General features: G+C 47.2%; 18 protein-coding genes. 10 read left to right on the forward strand and 8 right to left on the reverse strand.

From position 1 onward, the window contains the following. A partial coding sequence (locus tag RAC86_RS03540; RefSeq protein WP_377885391.1) for a siderophore ABC transporter substrate-binding protein occupies window positions 1-940 on the forward strand: 940 nt, incomplete at its 5' end. Window positions 941-984: 44 nt separating this feature from the next. Here the strand turns inward: RAC86_RS03540 and RAC86_RS03545 are convergent. The 4 genes from RAC86_RS03545 to RAC86_RS03560 form a co-directional block, all read right to left on the reverse strand. Continuing rightward, a complete protein-coding gene (locus tag RAC86_RS03545; RefSeq protein WP_014112655.1) occupies window positions 985-2,403 on the reverse strand; it encodes an MDR family MFS transporter in 1,419 nt (472 codons plus the stop codon). A gap of 19 nt (window positions 2,404-2,422) precedes the next feature. After that, window positions 2,423-3,301 carry a TetR/AcrR family transcriptional regulator gene (locus RAC86_RS03550; protein WP_072565744.1) on the reverse strand — a complete coding sequence of 293 codons (879 nt, stop codon included), beginning with the start codon at window positions 3,299-3,301 and terminating at the stop codon, window positions 2,423-2,425. A gap of 162 nt (window positions 3,302-3,463) precedes the next feature. Further along, window positions 3,464-4,213, reverse strand: a complete 750-nt coding sequence (locus RAC86_RS03555; protein WP_061186193.1) for an NADPH-dependent oxidoreductase — start codon at window positions 4,211-4,213, stop codon at window positions 3,464-3,466. A gap of 16 nt (window positions 4,214-4,229) precedes the next feature. Next, on the reverse strand, window positions 4,230-4,517 hold the full coding sequence (locus RAC86_RS03560; protein WP_003240208.1) for a putative quinol monooxygenase: 288 nt from the start codon (window positions 4,515-4,517) through the stop codon (window positions 4,230-4,232). 140 nt (window positions 4,518-4,657) lie between these two features. On the opposite strand from RAC86_RS03560, the gene RAC86_RS03565 reads away from it, so the two are divergent. Next, window positions 4,658-4,972 carry an ArsR/SmtB family transcription factor gene (locus RAC86_RS03565; protein WP_014112658.1) on the forward strand — a complete coding sequence of 105 codons (315 nt, stop codon included), beginning with the start codon at window positions 4,658-4,660 and terminating at the stop codon, window positions 4,970-4,972. Between the two features lies 1 nt (window position 4,973). Here RAC86_RS03565 and gabR read toward each other — a convergent pair whose 3' ends face one another. Next, entirely contained in the window at window positions 4,974-6,413 is a 1,440-nt protein-coding gene (gene gabR, locus RAC86_RS03570) for a MocR-like transcriptional regulator GabR (RefSeq protein ID WP_072565745.1), read from the reverse strand. 105 nt (window positions 6,414-6,518) lie between these two features. On the opposite strand from gabR, the gene gabT reads away from it, so the two are divergent. From gabT to gdh, 4 genes are all read left to right on the forward strand, one after another. Then, window positions 6,519-7,829, forward strand: a complete 1,311-nt coding sequence (gabT, locus tag RAC86_RS03575) for a 4-aminobutyrate--2-oxoglutarate transaminase (RefSeq protein WP_072565746.1) — start codon at window positions 6,519-6,521, stop codon at window positions 7,827-7,829. Between the two features lie 68 nt (window positions 7,830-7,897). Then, window positions 7,898-9,286, forward strand: a complete 1,389-nt coding sequence (gabD, locus tag RAC86_RS03580; RefSeq protein ID WP_014112661.1) for a succinate-semialdehyde dehydrogenase — start codon at window positions 7,898-7,900, stop codon at window positions 9,284-9,286. A 123-nt stretch (window positions 9,287-9,409) separates the two neighbouring features. Continuing rightward, window positions 9,410-10,273: a glucose uptake protein GlcU gene (gene glcU / locus RAC86_RS03585; protein WP_072565747.1), complete on the forward strand. Its 864-nt coding sequence runs from the start codon at window positions 9,410-9,412 to the stop codon at window positions 10,271-10,273. Window positions 10,274-10,291: 18 nt separating this feature from the next. Then, the gene (gene gdh / locus RAC86_RS03590; protein WP_014112664.1) at window positions 10,292-11,077 is read left to right on the forward strand and encodes a glucose 1-dehydrogenase; all 786 of its coding nucleotides are present in this window, start codon (window positions 10,292-10,294) and stop codon (window positions 11,075-11,077) included. A 43-nt stretch (window positions 11,078-11,120) separates the two neighbouring features. Here the strand turns inward: gdh and RAC86_RS03595 are convergent, their stop codons facing one another. From RAC86_RS03595 to cutR, 3 genes are read right to left on the reverse strand one after another with little or no spacing between them, the layout of a single operon-like run. Beyond that, a complete protein-coding gene (locus RAC86_RS03595) occupies window positions 11,121-11,735 on the reverse strand; it encodes a YcnI family copper-binding membrane protein (RefSeq protein ID WP_014112665.1) in 615 nt (204 codons plus the stop codon). Between the two features lie 13 nt (window positions 11,736-11,748). Beyond that, complete coding sequence (gene ycnJ, locus RAC86_RS03600; RefSeq protein WP_072565748.1) at window positions 11,749-13,374, reverse strand: copper transporter YcnJ; 1,626 nt, start codon at window positions 13,372-13,374, stop codon at window positions 11,749-11,751. A 34-nt stretch (window positions 13,375-13,408) separates the two neighbouring features. Then, window positions 13,409-13,981, reverse strand: a complete 573-nt coding sequence (gene cutR / locus RAC86_RS03605; protein ID WP_014112667.1) for a copper uptake transcriptional regulator CutR — start codon at window positions 13,979-13,981, stop codon at window positions 13,409-13,411. A gap of 165 nt (window positions 13,982-14,146) precedes the next feature. Between cutR and RAC86_RS03610 the strand changes: the two genes are divergently transcribed. The 4 genes from RAC86_RS03610 to RAC86_RS03625 all read left to right on the forward strand — a co-directional run bounded on the left by RAC86_RS03610 (window position 14,147) and on the right by RAC86_RS03625 (window position 17,684). Then, window positions 14,147-14,500: a hypothetical protein gene (locus RAC86_RS03610; RefSeq protein WP_072565749.1), complete on the forward strand. Its 354-nt coding sequence runs from the start codon at window positions 14,147-14,149 to the stop codon at window positions 14,498-14,500. A 171-nt stretch (window positions 14,501-14,671) separates the two neighbouring features. Continuing rightward, window positions 14,672-16,105 (forward strand): PTS mannitol transporter subunit IIBC, encoded by a 1,434-nt coding sequence (locus RAC86_RS03615; RefSeq protein ID WP_072565750.1) that lies wholly within the window; start codon window positions 14,672-14,674, stop codon window positions 16,103-16,105. Between the two features lie 24 nt (window positions 16,106-16,129). Continuing rightward, the gene (locus RAC86_RS03620; RefSeq protein ID WP_014112670.1) at window positions 16,130-16,561 is read left to right on the forward strand and encodes a PTS mannitol transporter subunit IIA; all 432 of its coding nucleotides are present in this window, start codon (window positions 16,130-16,132) and stop codon (window positions 16,559-16,561) included. Window position 16,562: 1 nt separating this feature from the next. Further along, the gene (locus tag RAC86_RS03625; protein WP_072565751.1) at window positions 16,563-17,684 is read left to right on the forward strand and encodes a mannitol-1-phosphate 5-dehydrogenase; all 1,122 of its coding nucleotides are present in this window, start codon (window positions 16,563-16,565) and stop codon (window positions 17,682-17,684) included. Window positions 17,685-17,762 lie beyond the last annotated feature (78 nt).

Here is a 17,762-nt window from a genome sequence, read left to right on the forward strand (position 1 = left end):
ACTATTCATCGCTTTGGTGACGGCAGTTGTCATTTCTGCATGCGGAAACCAAAGCACAAGCAGCAGCAAAGGTTCTGATTCAAAGAATGAACAAATCACAGTGAAACACCAGCTGGACAAAAACGGCACAAAAGTACCAAAGAACCCTAAAAAAGTTGTTGTATTTGATTTTGGAAGCTTAGACACGTTAGATAAACTCGGTCTTGATGATAAAGTCGCAGGCTTGCCGAAACAAGCCCTTCCAAAGTATCTGTCTAAATTCAAGGATGACAAATATGCTGATGTCGGAAGCTTAAAAGAACCAGACTTCGAAAAAGTGGCGGATTTAGACCCTGATCTGATCATTATTTCAGGAAGACAATCTGAGTCTTACAAAGAATTCTCTGAAATTGCGCCGACGATTTACCTTGGCGTAGACACAGCGAAATACATGGAATCATTTAAATCAGACGCAGAAACCATCGGTAAAATCTTTGATAAAGAAGACGAAGTGAAAGATGAACTCGCAACAATTGATCATTCAATTGCGGATCTTAAGAAAAAAGCTGAAAAGCTTAACAAAAACGGTCTTGTCATTATGGCGAACGACGGAAAAATCAGCGCGTTCGGTTCTAAATCAAGATACGGCCTGATCCATGACGTATTCGGCGTAACACCGGCTGATAAAAACATCAAAGCGTCTACCCACGGACAAAGTGTTTCTTACGAGTACATTTCAAAAACAAACCCGGATTACCTGTTTGTCATTGACCGCGGTACAGCGATCGGTGAAACATCATCTACTAAACAAGTCGTTGAAAATGATTATGTGAAAAACGTAAACGCAGTGAAAAATGATCATGTCGTCTACCTTGATTCTGCTACTTGGTACTTATCAGGAGGCGGACTTGAGTCTATGACGCAAATGATTAAAGAAGTGAAAGACGGTTTAGAGAAGTAAACAAAAAGAGCCTCCGCTTAAAAGCGGGGCTCTTTTTTTATGGATCAGCGTGCAGGCTGCTGTTCGGCAGGGCGCTGAGGTTTCTTTAATGTAAAGGATAGAAGGAAGCCGGCAAGCGCAATGCAGGCTGCCACGATAAATGCGGCGTTCATGCCGTGCAGGGCGGCATGCTTCACATTTGTCGTGCCTGCGTGAGCCGCCTGGTTGCTCATGACGGATACCAATAGTGCAGTTCCGATTGAGCCGCCGACTTGGCGAATCGTATTGTTCATCGCTGTTCCGTGTGGGATCAGGTGGCGCGGCAGCGCGTTGATTCCGGCTGTCGTCACCGGCATCATGATCATAGCGGTACCTAAGAGACGAACGGTGTATAAAACGACAATCCAAGCGAGTGACGTATGGTCAGTCAGCTGCATAAACGGCAGTGATGTCAGGAAGATGATACAGAAACCTGCAATCGCGAGGCCTCTTCCACCGACACGGTCAAAAATTCTTCCGATAATCGGTGACATGAAGCCCATCACAATGGCTCCTGGAAGAAGCATAAGACCTGTATCAAAGGCTGTAACGTCTCTGACGGTTTGTGTATAAAGCGGCAGGATGGTTTCCGTACCGATCAATAAGGCAAAGACAAGTGTTCCCAGCAGGGTTGTTAAGCTGAAGACACCAAATGTAAATACGCGGAATTCCAGCATCGGTTTTTCAAGCTTCATTTGTCTTGTGATGAACAGGAGCAATGCGATGACACCCACCAGCAATGAAATCAAGACGGTTGAACTGGTCCAGCCGTAAGAGCCGACGCTTGAGAAGCCGTACAGAAGGCCGCCGAATCCAAATGTCGAAAGGATCACTGATAAAATATCAATCTTAGTTTTTCTTAAAGTCGTCACGTTCTTCATCAGGATGCTGGCAAGAATTAAATCAATCACAGCAAACGGAAGAATGATATAAAACAATGATCTCCAAGAGAAAGCTTCGACTGCCCATCCGGAAAGAGTCGGTCCGATCGCAGGCGCGAACGAGATGACCAATCCGACCATACCCATAGCCTGGCCGCGCTTTTCAATCGGAAAGATCGTCAGGAATACGGTCTGCATGAGCGGCATCATAATGCCGGCTCCGGCCGCTTGAATGATACGTGCTGTAAGCAGAACCGGGAAGTTCGGCGCGAATGCCCCGACAATTGTTCCGGCAGTGAAAATGCTCATTGCTGTGATAAGCAGCGTCCTGCTCGTGAATTTCTCAATTAAAAACGCGGTAATCGGAATTAAAATCCCGTTGGTTAACATAAATGAAGTTGTCAGCCATTGCGCTTGGTTGGCATCTACATTGAAATCCCTCATAATATGGGGAAGTGCAGTAATTAACAGCGTTTGATTCAAAATCGCGACAAACGCCCCGGCTAATAAAATGCCGACAATGACAGAACGGTTAAAAGGTTTTGGTTCGATACTTTTATCCAATACATATCCCTTCTTTTCTTTAAGTAATTAACAGTGTTTTTAACATCGAAACGGGCTGTGTTAAAACACCGGTTTGTTCCAGATAGCCAATCAGTGATTTGAGCAAAAAAGCGCGGGGCTCTTCCTTCTTCGCTTCTTCCCCCAGCATGGCGGCTGCGGATGTCAGTTCATCTACGTCAAAGTCTGCGGCGGGCAGGGAAGAGATGCCATTATGTAATTCCTTCAGGCTTTCCGACAATAGGGCTGATTTATCCTTTGGCTTGTAGGAGGATGCTGAATGAATGTAAAGCTCGATGGCTTCGGGCGGAAGGAGAGACTGCCGGGTTTCCTTGTTTTTGACAATCTGATTGAGGGTGCTGATGATAAACTCTGCGATCGGGTCAAGCTCAAGCGGTTTTTCCTCTATTTTGATCAGCATTAAAAACTCACGCATCATGCCGTGAAGAATGATGACCAGATCCCACACAAACGGAAGAATGCTTTCTCCATACGCCTGGATCAGCGAATCACGGTGCCAGCAAATAATCGTTGACCTGGTCTGATGGATATGCTGTTTAACCCGGTTATTATGAAGCTTAGGATTTCCGTAGGTCAGCATATTGAAAAACTGCTGATTCCGCCTGAAGCCTTCCAGCTCCATTTTGACCTTTTGCGTCAAACGCTCCTCCGGTGTCAGGGCGGTATTCTCCTGAAGTCTTGAGGCCGCGGCCACCATTTGTTTCTGGTTAAATGACAGCAGCTCCAAAAGCAGATCTTCCTTAGATTGAAACAGCTTATATATCGAAGCTTTTGACATCTTACATTCTTCTGCGATCGCCTGCATGGAAACCGACGTAAAATCCTTTTCCGAAAAAAGCTTTCGCGCAGCTAACAAGATATCTGTTTTTTTATCAAGCATCTCATGGCTTCCTTCTTTCTTGAACATTAGAAAACCCATTGGTTCATAGAAAACCAATGAGTAACAATGAAAAAATTTTACCAAATAAACTAAATAGAAGTCAATGGATTTTAACCGGACAATCGAAAGGCCTGCCGGAAAATCCGACAGGCCGGGTGAGGCTTATTTTTCAACTTTAAATCCTTGTTTCTCAAGCATTTCACGGATGTGCGGATAGTACAGGCGCTCATAATAGGAAGCGATGCTCTGTGACCAGTTTCTTGTTTCTTTTCCGTTTGTCCGCTTATTCATATATTCAGACATTTGCTCATCATATGCCTGAATGTGAGAAGTCAGCTTATCTTGATTCAAATATGCTTCCTGATGATTGACTGCTTCCTGCGGAAGGCGCGGTTTTTTCGCTGAACGGTCAGCTGGATGGCCGATGACAAGGCCGGATACAGGGAACACGTATTTCGGAAGCTCAAGCAGTTCGATCAGCTCTTGAGGGTTTCCGCGAACCGCACCGATCGGAACCGTGCCAAGTCCAAGTGATTCAGCCGCTGCTGTCGCTGTGCCGAGGGCGATACCAGCGTCTACAGCACCGACAAGAACAGACTCTAAGCCATTTGTAATCTCCATTTTGAAATCATTCAGATCTTCAAGCGCGATTTTGGCACGGTTGAAGTCTGCGCAGAACAGCAAGAAAACAGGAGCCTGGTCAATCCAAGGCTGTCCGCCTGCCAGCTCGGAGATTTTCTTTTTGCGCTCTTTATCCTGTACTGTGATCACAGTCACTTGCTGCCCGTTGATAGAAGTTGGGGCAGATTGCACCGCTTGAATGATTTGGTCTAATTGTTCCTGAGCTACAGGTTCATCTGTATAGCTGCGAATCGAGCGGTGGTCTGTTAATGATTTGATGACTTCATTCATATGGGACACCCTTTCCTTACTCGCTAAGCTCTGTGCGGACAACATCAAGAGGAGCGCTCAGCAGTTCTTTTCCTTTTGCTACAAATCCTTGGAAATGCGCAGTTTCATTGTGGAATTTCATCGCCGCTTCATCTTTCCATTGTTCGAGCATTACAAATGTATTTTCTTCGCCTACTTTTTCAAATAGGTCATATTGCGCGTTGCCTTCCTCAGCTCTTGAATGCTGAACAAGCGATTGCGCCTCGCTCAAAAATTCCTCGCGTTTTTCTGGTTTTACTTTGATGTAAGCTTGTAATACGATCATGTCAATCTCCTCCATCGTTATGCTGAATTTATTGTTCGAATTTCATCGAACTAACTGTAACATGTAATCAAAATGAGGTAAAGGAAAAACCCTTAAATAGTAAAATTGTCATTCTAATTGTTGTGTGATACATTTGTGTCATGAACATTCCAAACCATCCAGAAACAGAAACGTTGCAGCTGACAAAGGTCCTTCACGCACTGAGTGATCCGCTTCGTTTAGAGCTCGTAAAGCAATTAGCTGGAGCGAAAGAAAAAACGTGCGGCACCTGTGCGGATGTACAGGTTGCCAAATCGACCTTGTCACATCATTTTAAAGTATTGAGAGAATCAGGCATCGCTCAAGTTCGTATAGAAGGAAAGCGCCGGTATTATTCGCTTCGCGCTGAAGACCTCGAAAAGGCATTTCCGGGCCTGCTTGAAGCCGTGCTGAATGTGGACCAGGACCGCTGGTGAATCAATCCCCTGTACCGGGGATTTTTTTATGTCCGTAAACAGCACGGGAAAGCCTCTCGACACCCTCCTGAATGTCTTCTTCCTTAAGCCGGGCGAATCCGATAATGAGAGCGGGCCTGCCTGTTTGCCTTCTTTTTTCCTTCAAATCAAACCGGCTCATTCCGAAGATTTCAAGCTGCTGGCCGGCGGCATGTGCCAGGATGTCTTGTTCGGTGCGGCTGGTTTCAAATTCGGTAACAAAATGCAGTCCCGCATTTGCCCCCTTTACGGTAACCTCTCCGCTGAACTCTGTTTCTAAAGCGGCGATCAGGCGCTCTCTCTTTTCTTTATAATGCTGCTTCATTTTTTTTATATGCTTCTGATATTCTCCGGACTCGATAAATTCCTGCAGGGTGAGCTGCGCAAGAGACGAGCATGTCTGCAAATCATAGCCTCGCTGTTTGTATGTCCTCAATAGCTCAGGCGGCAAAACCATATAGCTGATCCGCAAGCCAGGGAGAAGGGATTTTGAAAAGGTGCCCATATAGATGACATTTTGAAAACGGTCGAGGCTTTGCAACGCTGGAATACTGTCTACATCATATGTAAATTCACTATCATAATCGTCTTCAATAATATAGCGGTGCGGCTTTTCGGCTGCCCAGTTCAGCAGCTGAATTCTTCTGGATACAGGCATAATCGTTCCGGCCGGAAATTGATGCGACGGAGTCGTCACCAGTACATCAGGCTGCTGTCTGCTGATTTCAGCAATCGACATGCCTTTGTCATCCAGCATGATGGTCTTCACCTGTTTTCCGGCATTTTTTAAAAGCTGGTACATGCGCCTGTAACCGGGTTCCTCCATCGCATACACCGCCTCCTTAGGCAAAAGCTCAGTCAATAGCTGCATAAGCACCTGTGTGCCTGCCCCTATGACGATTTGTTCCGGCCGGCATTTTACGCCCCGCGTCAGGGAAATGAGCCTGGTAATGGCCGCGCGCACCCCATAGATCCCTTGTGGATGCGACATATCGCCAAGTGTTCGATATGAGCGTGAGGCCGCTTTTTGCTCGCAGCGAAACCAGCTTTTGATCGGAAAATGGTCTGTATCGGCACTCATGTGTGAAAACGAAATCCAATTGCTCTGATCGATGTGAACCTCTTTCAGGTCATCCGCCAATGAAAATGGGGGGTGCTCCTCGGCAGAAAACATGTCGAGCTTCTCCACGAAAAATCCCTTTCGCTCAATGGCGTACAAATATCCCTCAGCCAGAAGCTGCTGATAGGCTGAATTCACTGAGTTTACGCTGACCTTCAGCTTCTCAGCCAGCTCTCTCTTGGAGGGAACCTTCGAGTGTGGCAGCAGATTGCGGCTGAGAATTTCTTTTTTCAGCTTTTGATAAATTTGCTGATAGATATAATCGGCTTGTTCTGAGCGATCGAGTGTGATTGTGATGTCCATTTGCAGTTTCTCCTTCTGGTACCATCAAAAAGTTATAATTGGTACTTTTCATCATACCAAAGAGAAGTCAGAATGGTAAGAAAATAGCGACAGGGGGACATACACATGAGTCAAACAACAGCAAGCATCACGACTGCCCAGTGGCAGCAAAAACGTGATCAATTCGTGTCCAAAGGTGTGAGCAACGGCAATCGCAGTCTGGCGGTAAAAGGAGTAGGGGCTGAGCTGTACGATTTGGACGGCCGGAGATTTATTGATTTTGCAGGCGCCATCGGTACGTTAAATGTCGGACACTCGCATCCGAAGGTCGTTAAGGCTGTGAAGCGGCAGGCGGAGGAGCTGATTCACCCGGGTTTCAATGTCATGATGTACCCGTCTTATATCGAATTAGCGGAAAAACTGTGCGGCATTGCACCGGGCGGCCATGAGAAAAAAGCGATCTTTCTGAACTCAGGAGCGGAAGCGGTCGAAAACGCTGTAAAAATTGCCAGAAAGTATACAAAGCGCCAAGGGGTTGTCTCGTTTACACGCGGGTTTCATGGGCGCACGAATATGACGATGAGCATGACGAGCAAGGTAAAACCTTATAAATTCGGCTTCGGACCTTTTGCGTCAGAGGTTTATCAAGCACCATTCCCCTATTATTATCAGAAGCCGGCCGGCATGAGTGATGAAAGCTACGATGACATGATCATCCAAGCGTTCAATGATTTCTTCATCGCATCAGTCGCGCCGGAAACGGTCGCATGTGTCGTGATGGAGCCTGTACAGGGAGAAGGCGGCTTTATTATTCCTTCGAAACGATTTGTGCAGCATGTCGCATCTTTTTGCAAAGAACACGGCATTGTTTTTGTGGCTGATGAAATTCAAACGGGTTTTGCCAGAACAGGCACCTATTTCGCAATTGAACATTTTGATGTTGTTCCTGATCTGATCACGGTTTCTAAATCACTTGCAGCGGGATTGCCGTTAAGCGGTGTGATCGGCCGTGCGGAAATGCTTGATGCAGCAGCGCCAGGGGAGCTGGGCGGCACGTATGCCGGCAGCCCGCTCGGGTGCGCGGCGGCTTTGGCTGTCTTGGATATTATTGAAGAAGAAGGGCTGAATGAGCGTTCTGAAAAAATTGGCAAAACGATTGAAAACAAGGCGTATGAGTGGAAACAAGAATTCCCGTTCATCGGTGACATCCGCAGACTCGGAGCAATGGCCGCAATCGAAATCGTCAAGGATCCTGACACGCGTGAGCCTGATAAAGCGAAAGCGGCAGCAATCGCGTCGTATGCGAATCAAAACGGATTGCTTTTGCTGACTGCGGGAATTAATGGCAATATCATCCGCTTTCTGACGCCGCTCGTCATCTCAGACAGCCTTCTGAATGAAGGACTCAGCATCTTGGAGGCGGGCCTGCGAGCTTAATTATTGGAAAGAAAACGGCTGGGTCTGCTATCATTTTAAGTAATCATGAAAAGAAGGGAATGTTCAATATGCCAGATCAATTAACGGTCTACAACCCGGCTACGGGCGAGGAGATCAAAACGATTCCTCAGCAATCAGCCAAAGAAGTAGAAGAAGCCATTGAACGTTCACATCAAGCGTTTAAAACGTGGTCTAAAACATCAGCGAACGAAAGAGCGTCTCTTTTGAAAAAATGGTATGAGCTGATTGTTGAACATAAAGAAGAACTTGCAGATTTAATTACAAAGGAAAACGGAAAACCGTATCAGGAAGCGGTCGGCGAGGTCCTGTACGGCGCAGGCTATATCGAATGGTTCGCAGAGGAAGCGAAGCGTGTGTACGGAAGAACTGTGCCTGCTCCGACAACCGGTAAACGAATTGTCGTCACACGCCAGCCAGTCGGCCCTGTTGCTGCCATCACGCCTTGGAATTTCCCGAATGCGATGATTACACGCAAAGCGGCACCTGCTCTTGCTGCCGGCTGTACGTTTATCATCAAGCCGGCGCCGGACACACCGCTGTCTGCCTATGAGCTTGCGCGCCTCGCATATGAAGCGGGCATTCCGAAGGACGTTCTTCAGGTAGTCATCGGCGATGGAGAAGAAATTGGAAATGTGTTCACAGGCAGTCCGAAAATCCGCAAAATCACGTTCACAGGATCAACGCCGGTAGGGAAAATCCTCATGAAAAATAGTGCGGACACCGTGAAACATGTTTCCATGGAGCTCGGCGGACATGCCCCGCTGATCGTGGATGAAGATGCAAACATAGACCTTGCCGTTGAACAGGCGATGGTGTCTAAATACCGAAACGCGGGCCAAACATGCGTATGTGCGAACCGCCTGATCGTCCATGAATCCATCAAAGATGAATTTGCGGCGAAACTGAGCGAGCAAGTGTCTAAGCTAAAAGTCGGAAATGGACTTGAAGAAGGCGTCAATGTCGGCCCGATTATCAACAAAAGAGGCTTCGAAAAAATCGTCAGCCAAATCGATGATGCGGTTGAAAAAGGTGCGAAAGTTCTCGCTGGGGGCACGTATGACCGAAACGATGACAAAGGCTGCTACTTCGTCAACCCGACAGTACTCGCAGATGTCGATACGTCCATGAATATCATGCATGAGGAAACATTCGGCCCGGTTGCACCGATCGTCACGTTTTCTGATATTGATGAAGCGATTCAGCTTGCCAACGATACACCGTACGGCCTGGCTGCTTACTTCTTCACAGAAAACTACCGCCGCGGCATCTATATTTCCGAAAACCTTGAGTACGGGATTATCGGCTGGAATGACGGCGGACCATCAGCGGTTCAAGCGCCATTCGGCGGAATGAAAGAAAGCGGCATCGGCCGCGAAGGCGGTTCGGAAGGCATCGAGCCTTATCTTGAAACAAAATATATGTCCATCGGTTTGTAAAAGAATGCAAGCTCCTGAGAGCTGCCGGATCTTCCGGCAGCTCTTTTTGCTGTTCCGGCGAATAAACCCAGCCATTCCAGACAAAATAACAGCAAATACATTTTGAAAGAAGGTTCCCCAACAATGGATTTATTATTGGCTCTTCTCCCGGCTTTGTTTTGGGGGAGCATTGTTCTCTTCAATGTGAAATTAGGCGGCGGGCCGTACAGCCAGACACTGGGAACGACGATCGGGGCGCTCATTGTTTCTATCGTTATTTACTTTTTTGTTCAGCCCGTTCTGTCACTGCGGATTTTTATTGTTGGAATCGTATCCGGCTTATTTTGGTCACTTGGGCAGGCCAACCAGCTGAAAAGCATTGAATTGATGGGTGTATCTAAAACAATGCCGATTTCCACAGGAATGCAGCTCGTTTCCACATCGTTGTTCGGTGTGATCGTGTTCCGCGAATGGTCAACACCGATTGCGATTACGCTTGGCATTCTCGCTCTGATCTTTATCATTGTGGGAATCATTCTCACATCTTTGGAAGATAAGAAGGATAAAACAGAGGGCGAGCCAAGCAACTTGAAAAAGGGCATTTTGATTCTCCTTGTCTCGACTCTTGGTTATTTGGTTTATGTCGTCGTGGCGAGATTGTTCAATGTGTCCGGCTGGTCCGCGCTGCTGCCACAGGCGATTGGCATGGTGGTTGGGGGGTTAGTTTTAACCTTTAGACACAAACCCTTTAACAAATATGCGATCAGAAATATTCTCCCAGGATTAATCTGGGCAGGCGGAAATATGTTTTTGTTTATTTCTCAGCCGAGAGTCGGTGTCGCAACAAGCTTTTCTCTCTCTCAAATGGGAATTGTCATTTCAACGCTCGGCGGCATTTTCATCCTGCGTGAAAAGAAAACAAAACGCCAGCTTATTGCGATTGCCATAGGGATTGCACTGATTATTGCGGCCGCTGTATTTTTAGGAATCGCCAAAACGAATTCATAACAATTGAGGAGGATGTATATGTATCCAGATTTAAAAGGAAAAGTCGTCGCCATTACAGGCGCTGCATCAGGTCTTGGGAAAGCCATGGCCCTTCGCTTCGGCAAGGAGCAGGCAAAAGTGGTTATCAACTATTATAGTGATAAACAGGATCCAAACGAGGTAAAAGAAGAGGTCATCAAGGCGGGCGGTGAAGCAGTTATCGTCCAAGGAGATGTCACGAAAGAGGAAGATGTAAAAAATATTGTGCAAACTGCCATTAAAGAGTTCGGCACACTCGATATTATGATTAATAATGCGGGACTTGAAAATCCTGTGCCATCTCACGAAATGCCGTTGAAGGATTGGGATAAAGTCATCAGCACGAACTTAACGGGCGCCTTTTTAGGAAGCCGTGAAGCGATTAAATATTTCGTAGAAAATGATATCAAGGGAAATGTCATCAACATGTCCAGTGTGCACGAAGTGATTCCTTGGCCGTTATTTGTCCACTATGCGGCAAGTAAAGGCGGGATAAAGTTGATGACAGAAACATTGGCGTTGGAATACGCGCCGAAGGGCATTCGCGTCAATAATATTGGGCCAGGCGCGATCAACACGCCAATCAATGCTGAAAAATTCGCTGACCCTAAACAGAAAGCTGATGTAGAAAGCATGATTCCAATGGGATATATCGGCGAACCGGAGGAGGTCGCCGCAGTAGCAGCCTGGCTTGCTTCGAAGGAAGCCAGCTACGTCACAGGCATCACGTTATTCGCGGACGGCGGTATGACACAATATCCTTCATTCCAAGCAGGACGCGGTTAAACAAAAAAAGCGACCCAGACATGACATCTGGATCGCTTTTTTATTACGCACGCTTTTTCTTTACAAGCGCTGCTATAGATAAAATAATGGCTGCCGCAGACAGCACAATCGCTGTGATGTCCAGAGCAGAAGAGCCCGATTCTTTGGAATCGTCCTCTGTTTTCGTAGCACCGTGCTCATCTGTCACTTGCTTTGCAGCGGTGATGTTTGTAATGGAATGAGGCGTATCCGCATCCTCGTCACCTGTCCACTCGACAATGCTGCCGTCTTTGTAATATTGGTATGCGTCCCAAGCTGCTTCCTCCGCTTTGTCAGGGTTTTTGGCAACAAAGGTAAACCGCTGGAACTGTCCTTCCTGAATGCCGCCGTCAGTCGCTTCCCACGTCACGGACACTGATTTGTCGTCGTGTTTCTGGGTGGATACCTTCCAGCCCGGAATTGGCTCGTATTGCTGGAATTCAACATCCTTCGGCATTTTGAGGACAACCTTTGTTGTCGGCTGATTTTTCTCAGAAGGAACCTTCATCGTATAAGTTTCCCAAGAGCCTGCAGCGGATTCAGCAGGCTTTACCGTAACGTGCGCACTGGCAGGGGCCGTAAAGAATAAGAGAGAGCCGACGATAGCCGGACATAGCGTGAATGCAATTTTCTTCAACAATTCAAACACTCCTTTAATGGGTCTTTGTAAACATGATATTGATTTCGTTAAAGTCTCCGGTCAGCCCGTGGACTTTGATCTTCCAGTTTCCCTTTTCATTAATGGATAGGTTTTCATCCTGAAAGACGCCTTTTGTTTTCTCTTTTAATTGAAACGTGCTTTTGTTTTCGCTGCCTGACAGGCCTGTTTTATAAATGGTTAACGTGATTTGCTGGATGTTTTTCACCGGTTCGCCGTTATGGTCAGTGACCCGCAGCTCAAATTCGTTTTTCCCTGGTTGGTTCGGGCTGATGCTGAGAGACACGCTTTGTCCGTTCTCAATCGCTTTCGTTTGGAAGAACGGTTCCGGCGCCGGCTCAGGCGGGCTTGGCAGGCTTGTAAACACGGCCGCTGTGATCAATACAGCGATGCCGATTGCCCATTCCATTTTGAGCGTTCGGCTGATTCCTGTGCGGCGCTGCTTTCTGGTGAGCAGAAAATGAAGCGCGCCTAAGACCAGCATCAACACAAACAGTCCGCTTTTTACTATAAGAGCTTGGCCGTACGCTGTATGGAACAGCGAATCCATTGATCGAATGATGAAAAATCCATTGAGCAAGCCTGAAAACAAAATGACGCCGACTGCAGTAAGCGCCCATGGGGAGAACCGGCTTACCGTTTCCCATGCGAGCGTTTTGTCAGGCTGCCTCCATTCTTTTGCGAGCAGCAAAACGAGTGCTGCTATTCCGCCAACCCAGATGGAAGCGGAAGATAAATGAAGGAAATCCATCAAAATGCCGACCGCTTTTTCTTCAACGACAGCAGCATGTCCGGTAAACGCTTTGGCAAGCAGGAGACCGAAAAAGAAAATGAGCGGCGCTGTCCAATAGCCAAAGGACGAAAAGCGTTTTTTGCGTATCACAGGGATCGCAGACAGTGCAAGCAGCACGTACAACAGGGCCTGTATGATCCAAATGGTGCCGCCTGCTGTCTCAAACAGAGTTTCTCTGATGTAGCCCGGCTGGAAGGCGCTGCCCCAGCCGCCGCCCGCGTTCGCTTTTGTCTGAATGGGAAGCTGAAGCAAAAGCGCCAGCCCCAATGCAGTGATCGAGACGATCAGGATACGTCTCGTCCGTTTGGCGAGTTGTTCTGGATCTCCTTTATACCAGAAGAGATGGAAGAAAACCGTCCCGATAAACAGAGATAAGGCTGTATACAGAATCGCGCGGTCTGCGGCTGTTGCCGGATTCAGCGCTGAACCGGCGGCTTTTTGGCTGCTGAATCCGCCGTCCGCTTTCCCGATGCTGAACGGAATGACGCCGGAAACTGGATGCCCGTCCGCGGACACGGCATTCCATTCCGCTCTGTACACATCATGCGGCAGATTCTTTTTCAGCTTCACTGTCATGATGTGATGATTATCTTTTTTGATTTCAGTCTTATCTGTATCCACCCGATCGCCGTTTGAATTATAGACTTTAATGTAATGAAATCCTTCTTCAACCGGTTCATTAAATTCGATTTCCACCTGTGAAGGGGCGCTTTTTAATTCGCTGTTTTCACCAGGTGAAGATTTGACAATATAGGCGTGAGCAAAGCTTGTTTTCGGCAGGAAAACAAGAAAAAGCAGAAGGATGATCCACCATCTGTTTCGCTTCATCACTCAGACACCACCTTCCGCTGTATATGTTGTGTTATTTCTTGGTGCAGGTGCAGCGTTTTTTTCTGTCTTGAAGCATGTCTTCCAGCGCCTGGTCGAAGGTGCGGACGGCTCCGCCGAATCCTTTTCGAAACCGTTCGGCATGGTCGAGTGTCGCAAACGGAATCGCCTGAGGCTGGCAGCAGTGCAGGTTTAGTTCAGCATTTACGACGAAATAAGCCGAACCGGCACTGACTGTTGTGTGTAACAGAAAATCTCTGCAAATCAAGTGTGAAACCTCTTCCGTTTTATCTGCGTACCGCAAAAACGCACAATGTGCGCAGCATAGCTGTTCAATGTCTTGGTTTACCGTAATCAGCTGAACCGAATGGGCTTGATTGACCGGCTTCAGACAATAGCTGCACATATGATCCGCTTGAGGTGTTCGGGCTGGGAGCGTGATGCCGCCGGCTGTTTTAATGACCTGATTTGACTGAACAAGCTGATTGACATCTCTGTATACTGTCATTTCTGAAACACCGAACCTTGCGCTGATATCAGAAATTCTGAGCGCGCCTTCTTCTTTCAGCCACTTCAGGATGTGTTGCTGTCTATTAATCGGAAGCATTCATACATCCCCTCCAAATAAGATCTATTTAAGCGTAGAGGATTTTAGAGACAGAGACAAGTAAGCTGATGATAAAAAATGTGAAAATGTGTTGAACAGCAACAAAACGAAACAGAAGGGACTCTGGTATAATAGACATATGGAATGGAAAGTGAGGAATACCCTATGGAAGAAACACGATGCCCGAACTGCGGCAAACCTTTGACAGGCGACATGGTCAGATCATCAAATGTGCCTTGTCAATTTCGCTGCGGACACTGCCGGGAACGGCTTCATGAATATAAAGTATCAGCTCCGATCATGCTGGTGTCATTAGCAGTCATCGTGCTGCTCATTTATCTTTTGCTGCTTCTCCGCAATGCGGCAGGCACAATGCTGCCGGCCGTACAGCACGTGCCGATGGCTGTTTTTGCGCTTGTGTGTGCCTATCCCGTTTTCATTGTGAGTGAGCGGATGATCGCCAAGTACGTGATTCAAAACGGAAACATTATTTATAGAGGAAAGAGAAAAGGCTCCTGATATCAGGGGTCTTTTTATTTTTAAAAAATTGTCACACCCTTGTGCCAAAGTCCTCTTTACTTTCAATTGTATAGGGACTGTAAGCGTTTTAACATAGAGTCAAAGGGAAGCATAATTCTCTGAACATCTTTTTATATCTTACAGCGACAAACAAACAGGGAGGGTTTATATATGCAGCAAGAACAGCAGCAAGGCGGCATGAAAGTGAAAGTGCAGCGCTTCGGCAGTTATTTGAGCGGAATGATCATGCCGAATATCGGCGCGTTTATCGCGTGGGGCATCATTACAGCGCTGTTTATTCCGGCGGGATGGTTTCCGAATGAACAGCTGAATACACTTGTCAGCCCGATGATCACATATTTACTGCCGCTTTTGATAGCGTATACAGGCGGAAAAATGATTTACGACCACCGCGGCGGAGTCGTCGGGGCAACAGCGGCAATCGGGGTGATTGTCGGGTCGGATATTCCAATGTTTTTAGGTGCAATGATCATGGGGCCGCTTGGCGGATACCTCATTAAACAGACTGATAAATTGTTCAAGGATAAAGTCAAACAAGGCTTTGAAATGCTGATCAACAACTTTACGGCAGGGATTGTCGGCGCGGTTTTAACGATTCTCGCGTTTTACGCCATCGGCCCAGTTGTCCTGACGTTAAACAAATTGCTGGCGGCCGGTGTGGAAGTTATTGTACACGCTAATTTACTGCCTGTAGCCAGCGTTTTTGTGGAACCGGCGAAAGTGTTGTTCCTAAACAACGCCATTAACCATGGAATCTTAAGCCCGATCGGAATCGAGCAGGCAGCCCAAACGGGAAAATCAATTCTGTTTTTAGTAGAAGCCAACCCTGGACCGGGACTCGGCATTTTGCTGGCGTACATGTTCTTTGGCAAAGGTTCTTCAAAATCAACGGCTCCCGGAGCGGCGATCATTCATTTCTTCGGCGGGATTCACGAGATTTACTTCCCGTACATTTTGATGAAACCGGCCCTGATTCTGGCAGCTATTGCCGGCGGAGCAAGCGGACTCTTAACGTTCACGATCTTTAATGCCGGACTTGTCGCAGCATCGTCACCGGGAAGCATTATCGCATTGATGGCGATGACGCCAAGAGGCGGCTACTTCGGCGTATTGGCGGGTGTATTGGTCGCTGCGGCTGTTTCGTTCATCGTATCAGCAGTGATCCTGAAATCTTCAAAAGCAAGCGAAGAAGACCTCGCTGCCGCAACTGAAAAAATGCAGTCCATGAAGGGGAAGAAAAGCCAAGCAGCCGCAGCTTTAGAAGCGGAACAAACCAAAGCTGAGGAAGCGTCTGAGCTGTCTCCTGAAAGCGTAAATAAAATTATCTTTGCATGTGATGCGGGAATGGGATCGAGCGCCATGGGAGCATCCATCTTAAGAAACAAAGTGAAAAAAGCAGAGCTTGACATCAGTGTGACCAATACGGCCATTAACAATCTGCCAAGCGATGCTGACATTGTCATCACCCACAAAGATTTAACAGATCGCGCGAAAGCAAAGCTGCCGAACGCGACGCACATATCAGTGGATAACTTCTTAAACAGCCCGAAATATGACGAGCTGATTGAAAAGCTTAAAAAGTAATCTCATAGAAAGAGAGTGATACTCATGCAAGTACTCGCAAAGGAAAATATTAAACTCAACCAAACGGTATCTTCAAAAGAAGAAGCCATCAAAATGGCTGGCCAGACGCTGATTGACAACGGCTATGTGACAGAGGATTACATTAGCAAAATGTTTGAAAGGGAAGAAACGTCTTCTACTTTTATGGGGAATTTCATTGCCATTCCACACGGCACCGAAGAAGCGAAAAGCGAGGTGCTTCACTCAGGAATCTCAATTATACAGATTCCTGATGGTGTCGAGTACGGAGAAGGCAACACGGCAAAAGTGGTATTCGGCATTGCGGGCAAAAATAATGAGCATTTAGACATTTTGTCTAACATCGCCATTATCTGCTCAGAAGAAGAAAATATTGAACGCCTAATCTCTGCTAAAAGCGAAGAAGATTTGATCGCCATTTTCAACGAGGTGAACTGACATGATCGCCTTACATTTCGGTGCGGGAAATATCGGGAGGGGGTTTATCGGCGCACTGCTTCACCACTCCGGCTATGATGTGGTGTTTGCGGATGTGAACGATACGATGGTCAGCCTCCTCAATGAAAAAAAGGAATACACAGTGGAGCTGGCAGAAGAGGGGCATTCATCAGAGGTAATCGGTCCGGTCAGTGCCATCAATAGCGGCAGCCAGCTGGAGGAGCTGTATCGGCTGATCAATGAGGCGGCGCTCATCACAACAGCAGTTGGCCCGAACGTGCTGAAGCTGATTGCTCCGTCTATCGCAGAAGGGTTAAGACGAAGAGACGCTTCAAACACACTGAATATCATTGCCTGCGAAAATATGATTGGCGGGAGCAGCTTCCTGAAGAAAGAGATATACAGCCATTTAACAGAAGGTGAGCAGGAGTCCGTCAGTGAAACGGTCGGTTTTCCGAATTCCGCCGTTGACCGGATCGTGCCGATTCAGCATCATGAAGATCCGCTCAAAGTATCGGTTGAACCATTTTTTGAATGGGTCATTGATGAATCAGGCTTTAAAGGGAAAACACCAGTCATAAACGGCGCGCTATTTGTTAATGATCTGACGCCGTACATCGAAAGAAAGTTGTTTACAGTCAACACCGGACACGCGGTGACAGCGTATGTCGGCTATCAACGCGGACTCAAAACGGTCAAAGAAGCAATCGATCATCCGGAAATCCGCCGTGTCGTTCATTCGGCGCTGCTTGAAACCGGTGACTATCTCGTCAAAACGTATGGCTTTAAGCAAACCGAACACGAACAATATATCAAAAAAATCATCGGACGCTTTGAAAATCCATTCATTACGGACGATGTAACCCGCGTGGCGAGATCACCTCTCAGAAAACTGGGAGAGAATGATAGACTCGTAGGCCCGGCAAAGAAAATAAAAGAGCCGAATGCACTGGCGGAAGGGATTGCCGCAGCATTGCGCTTCGATTTCACCGGTGACCCTGAAGCGGTTGAACTGCAAGCGCTGATCGAAGAAAAAGGATACAGCGGCGTACTTCAAGAGGTGTGCGGCATTCAGTCCCATGAACCGCTGCACGCCATTGTTTTAAAGAAACTCAATCAATAACCGACCACCCGTGCAATGTCACGGGCTTTTTTTACCATCTCGCAATCTAGTATAATAGAAAACGCTTACGACAACAGG

The sequence above is a fragment of the Bacillus sp. LR_5 genome (genome assembly GCF_042709275.1).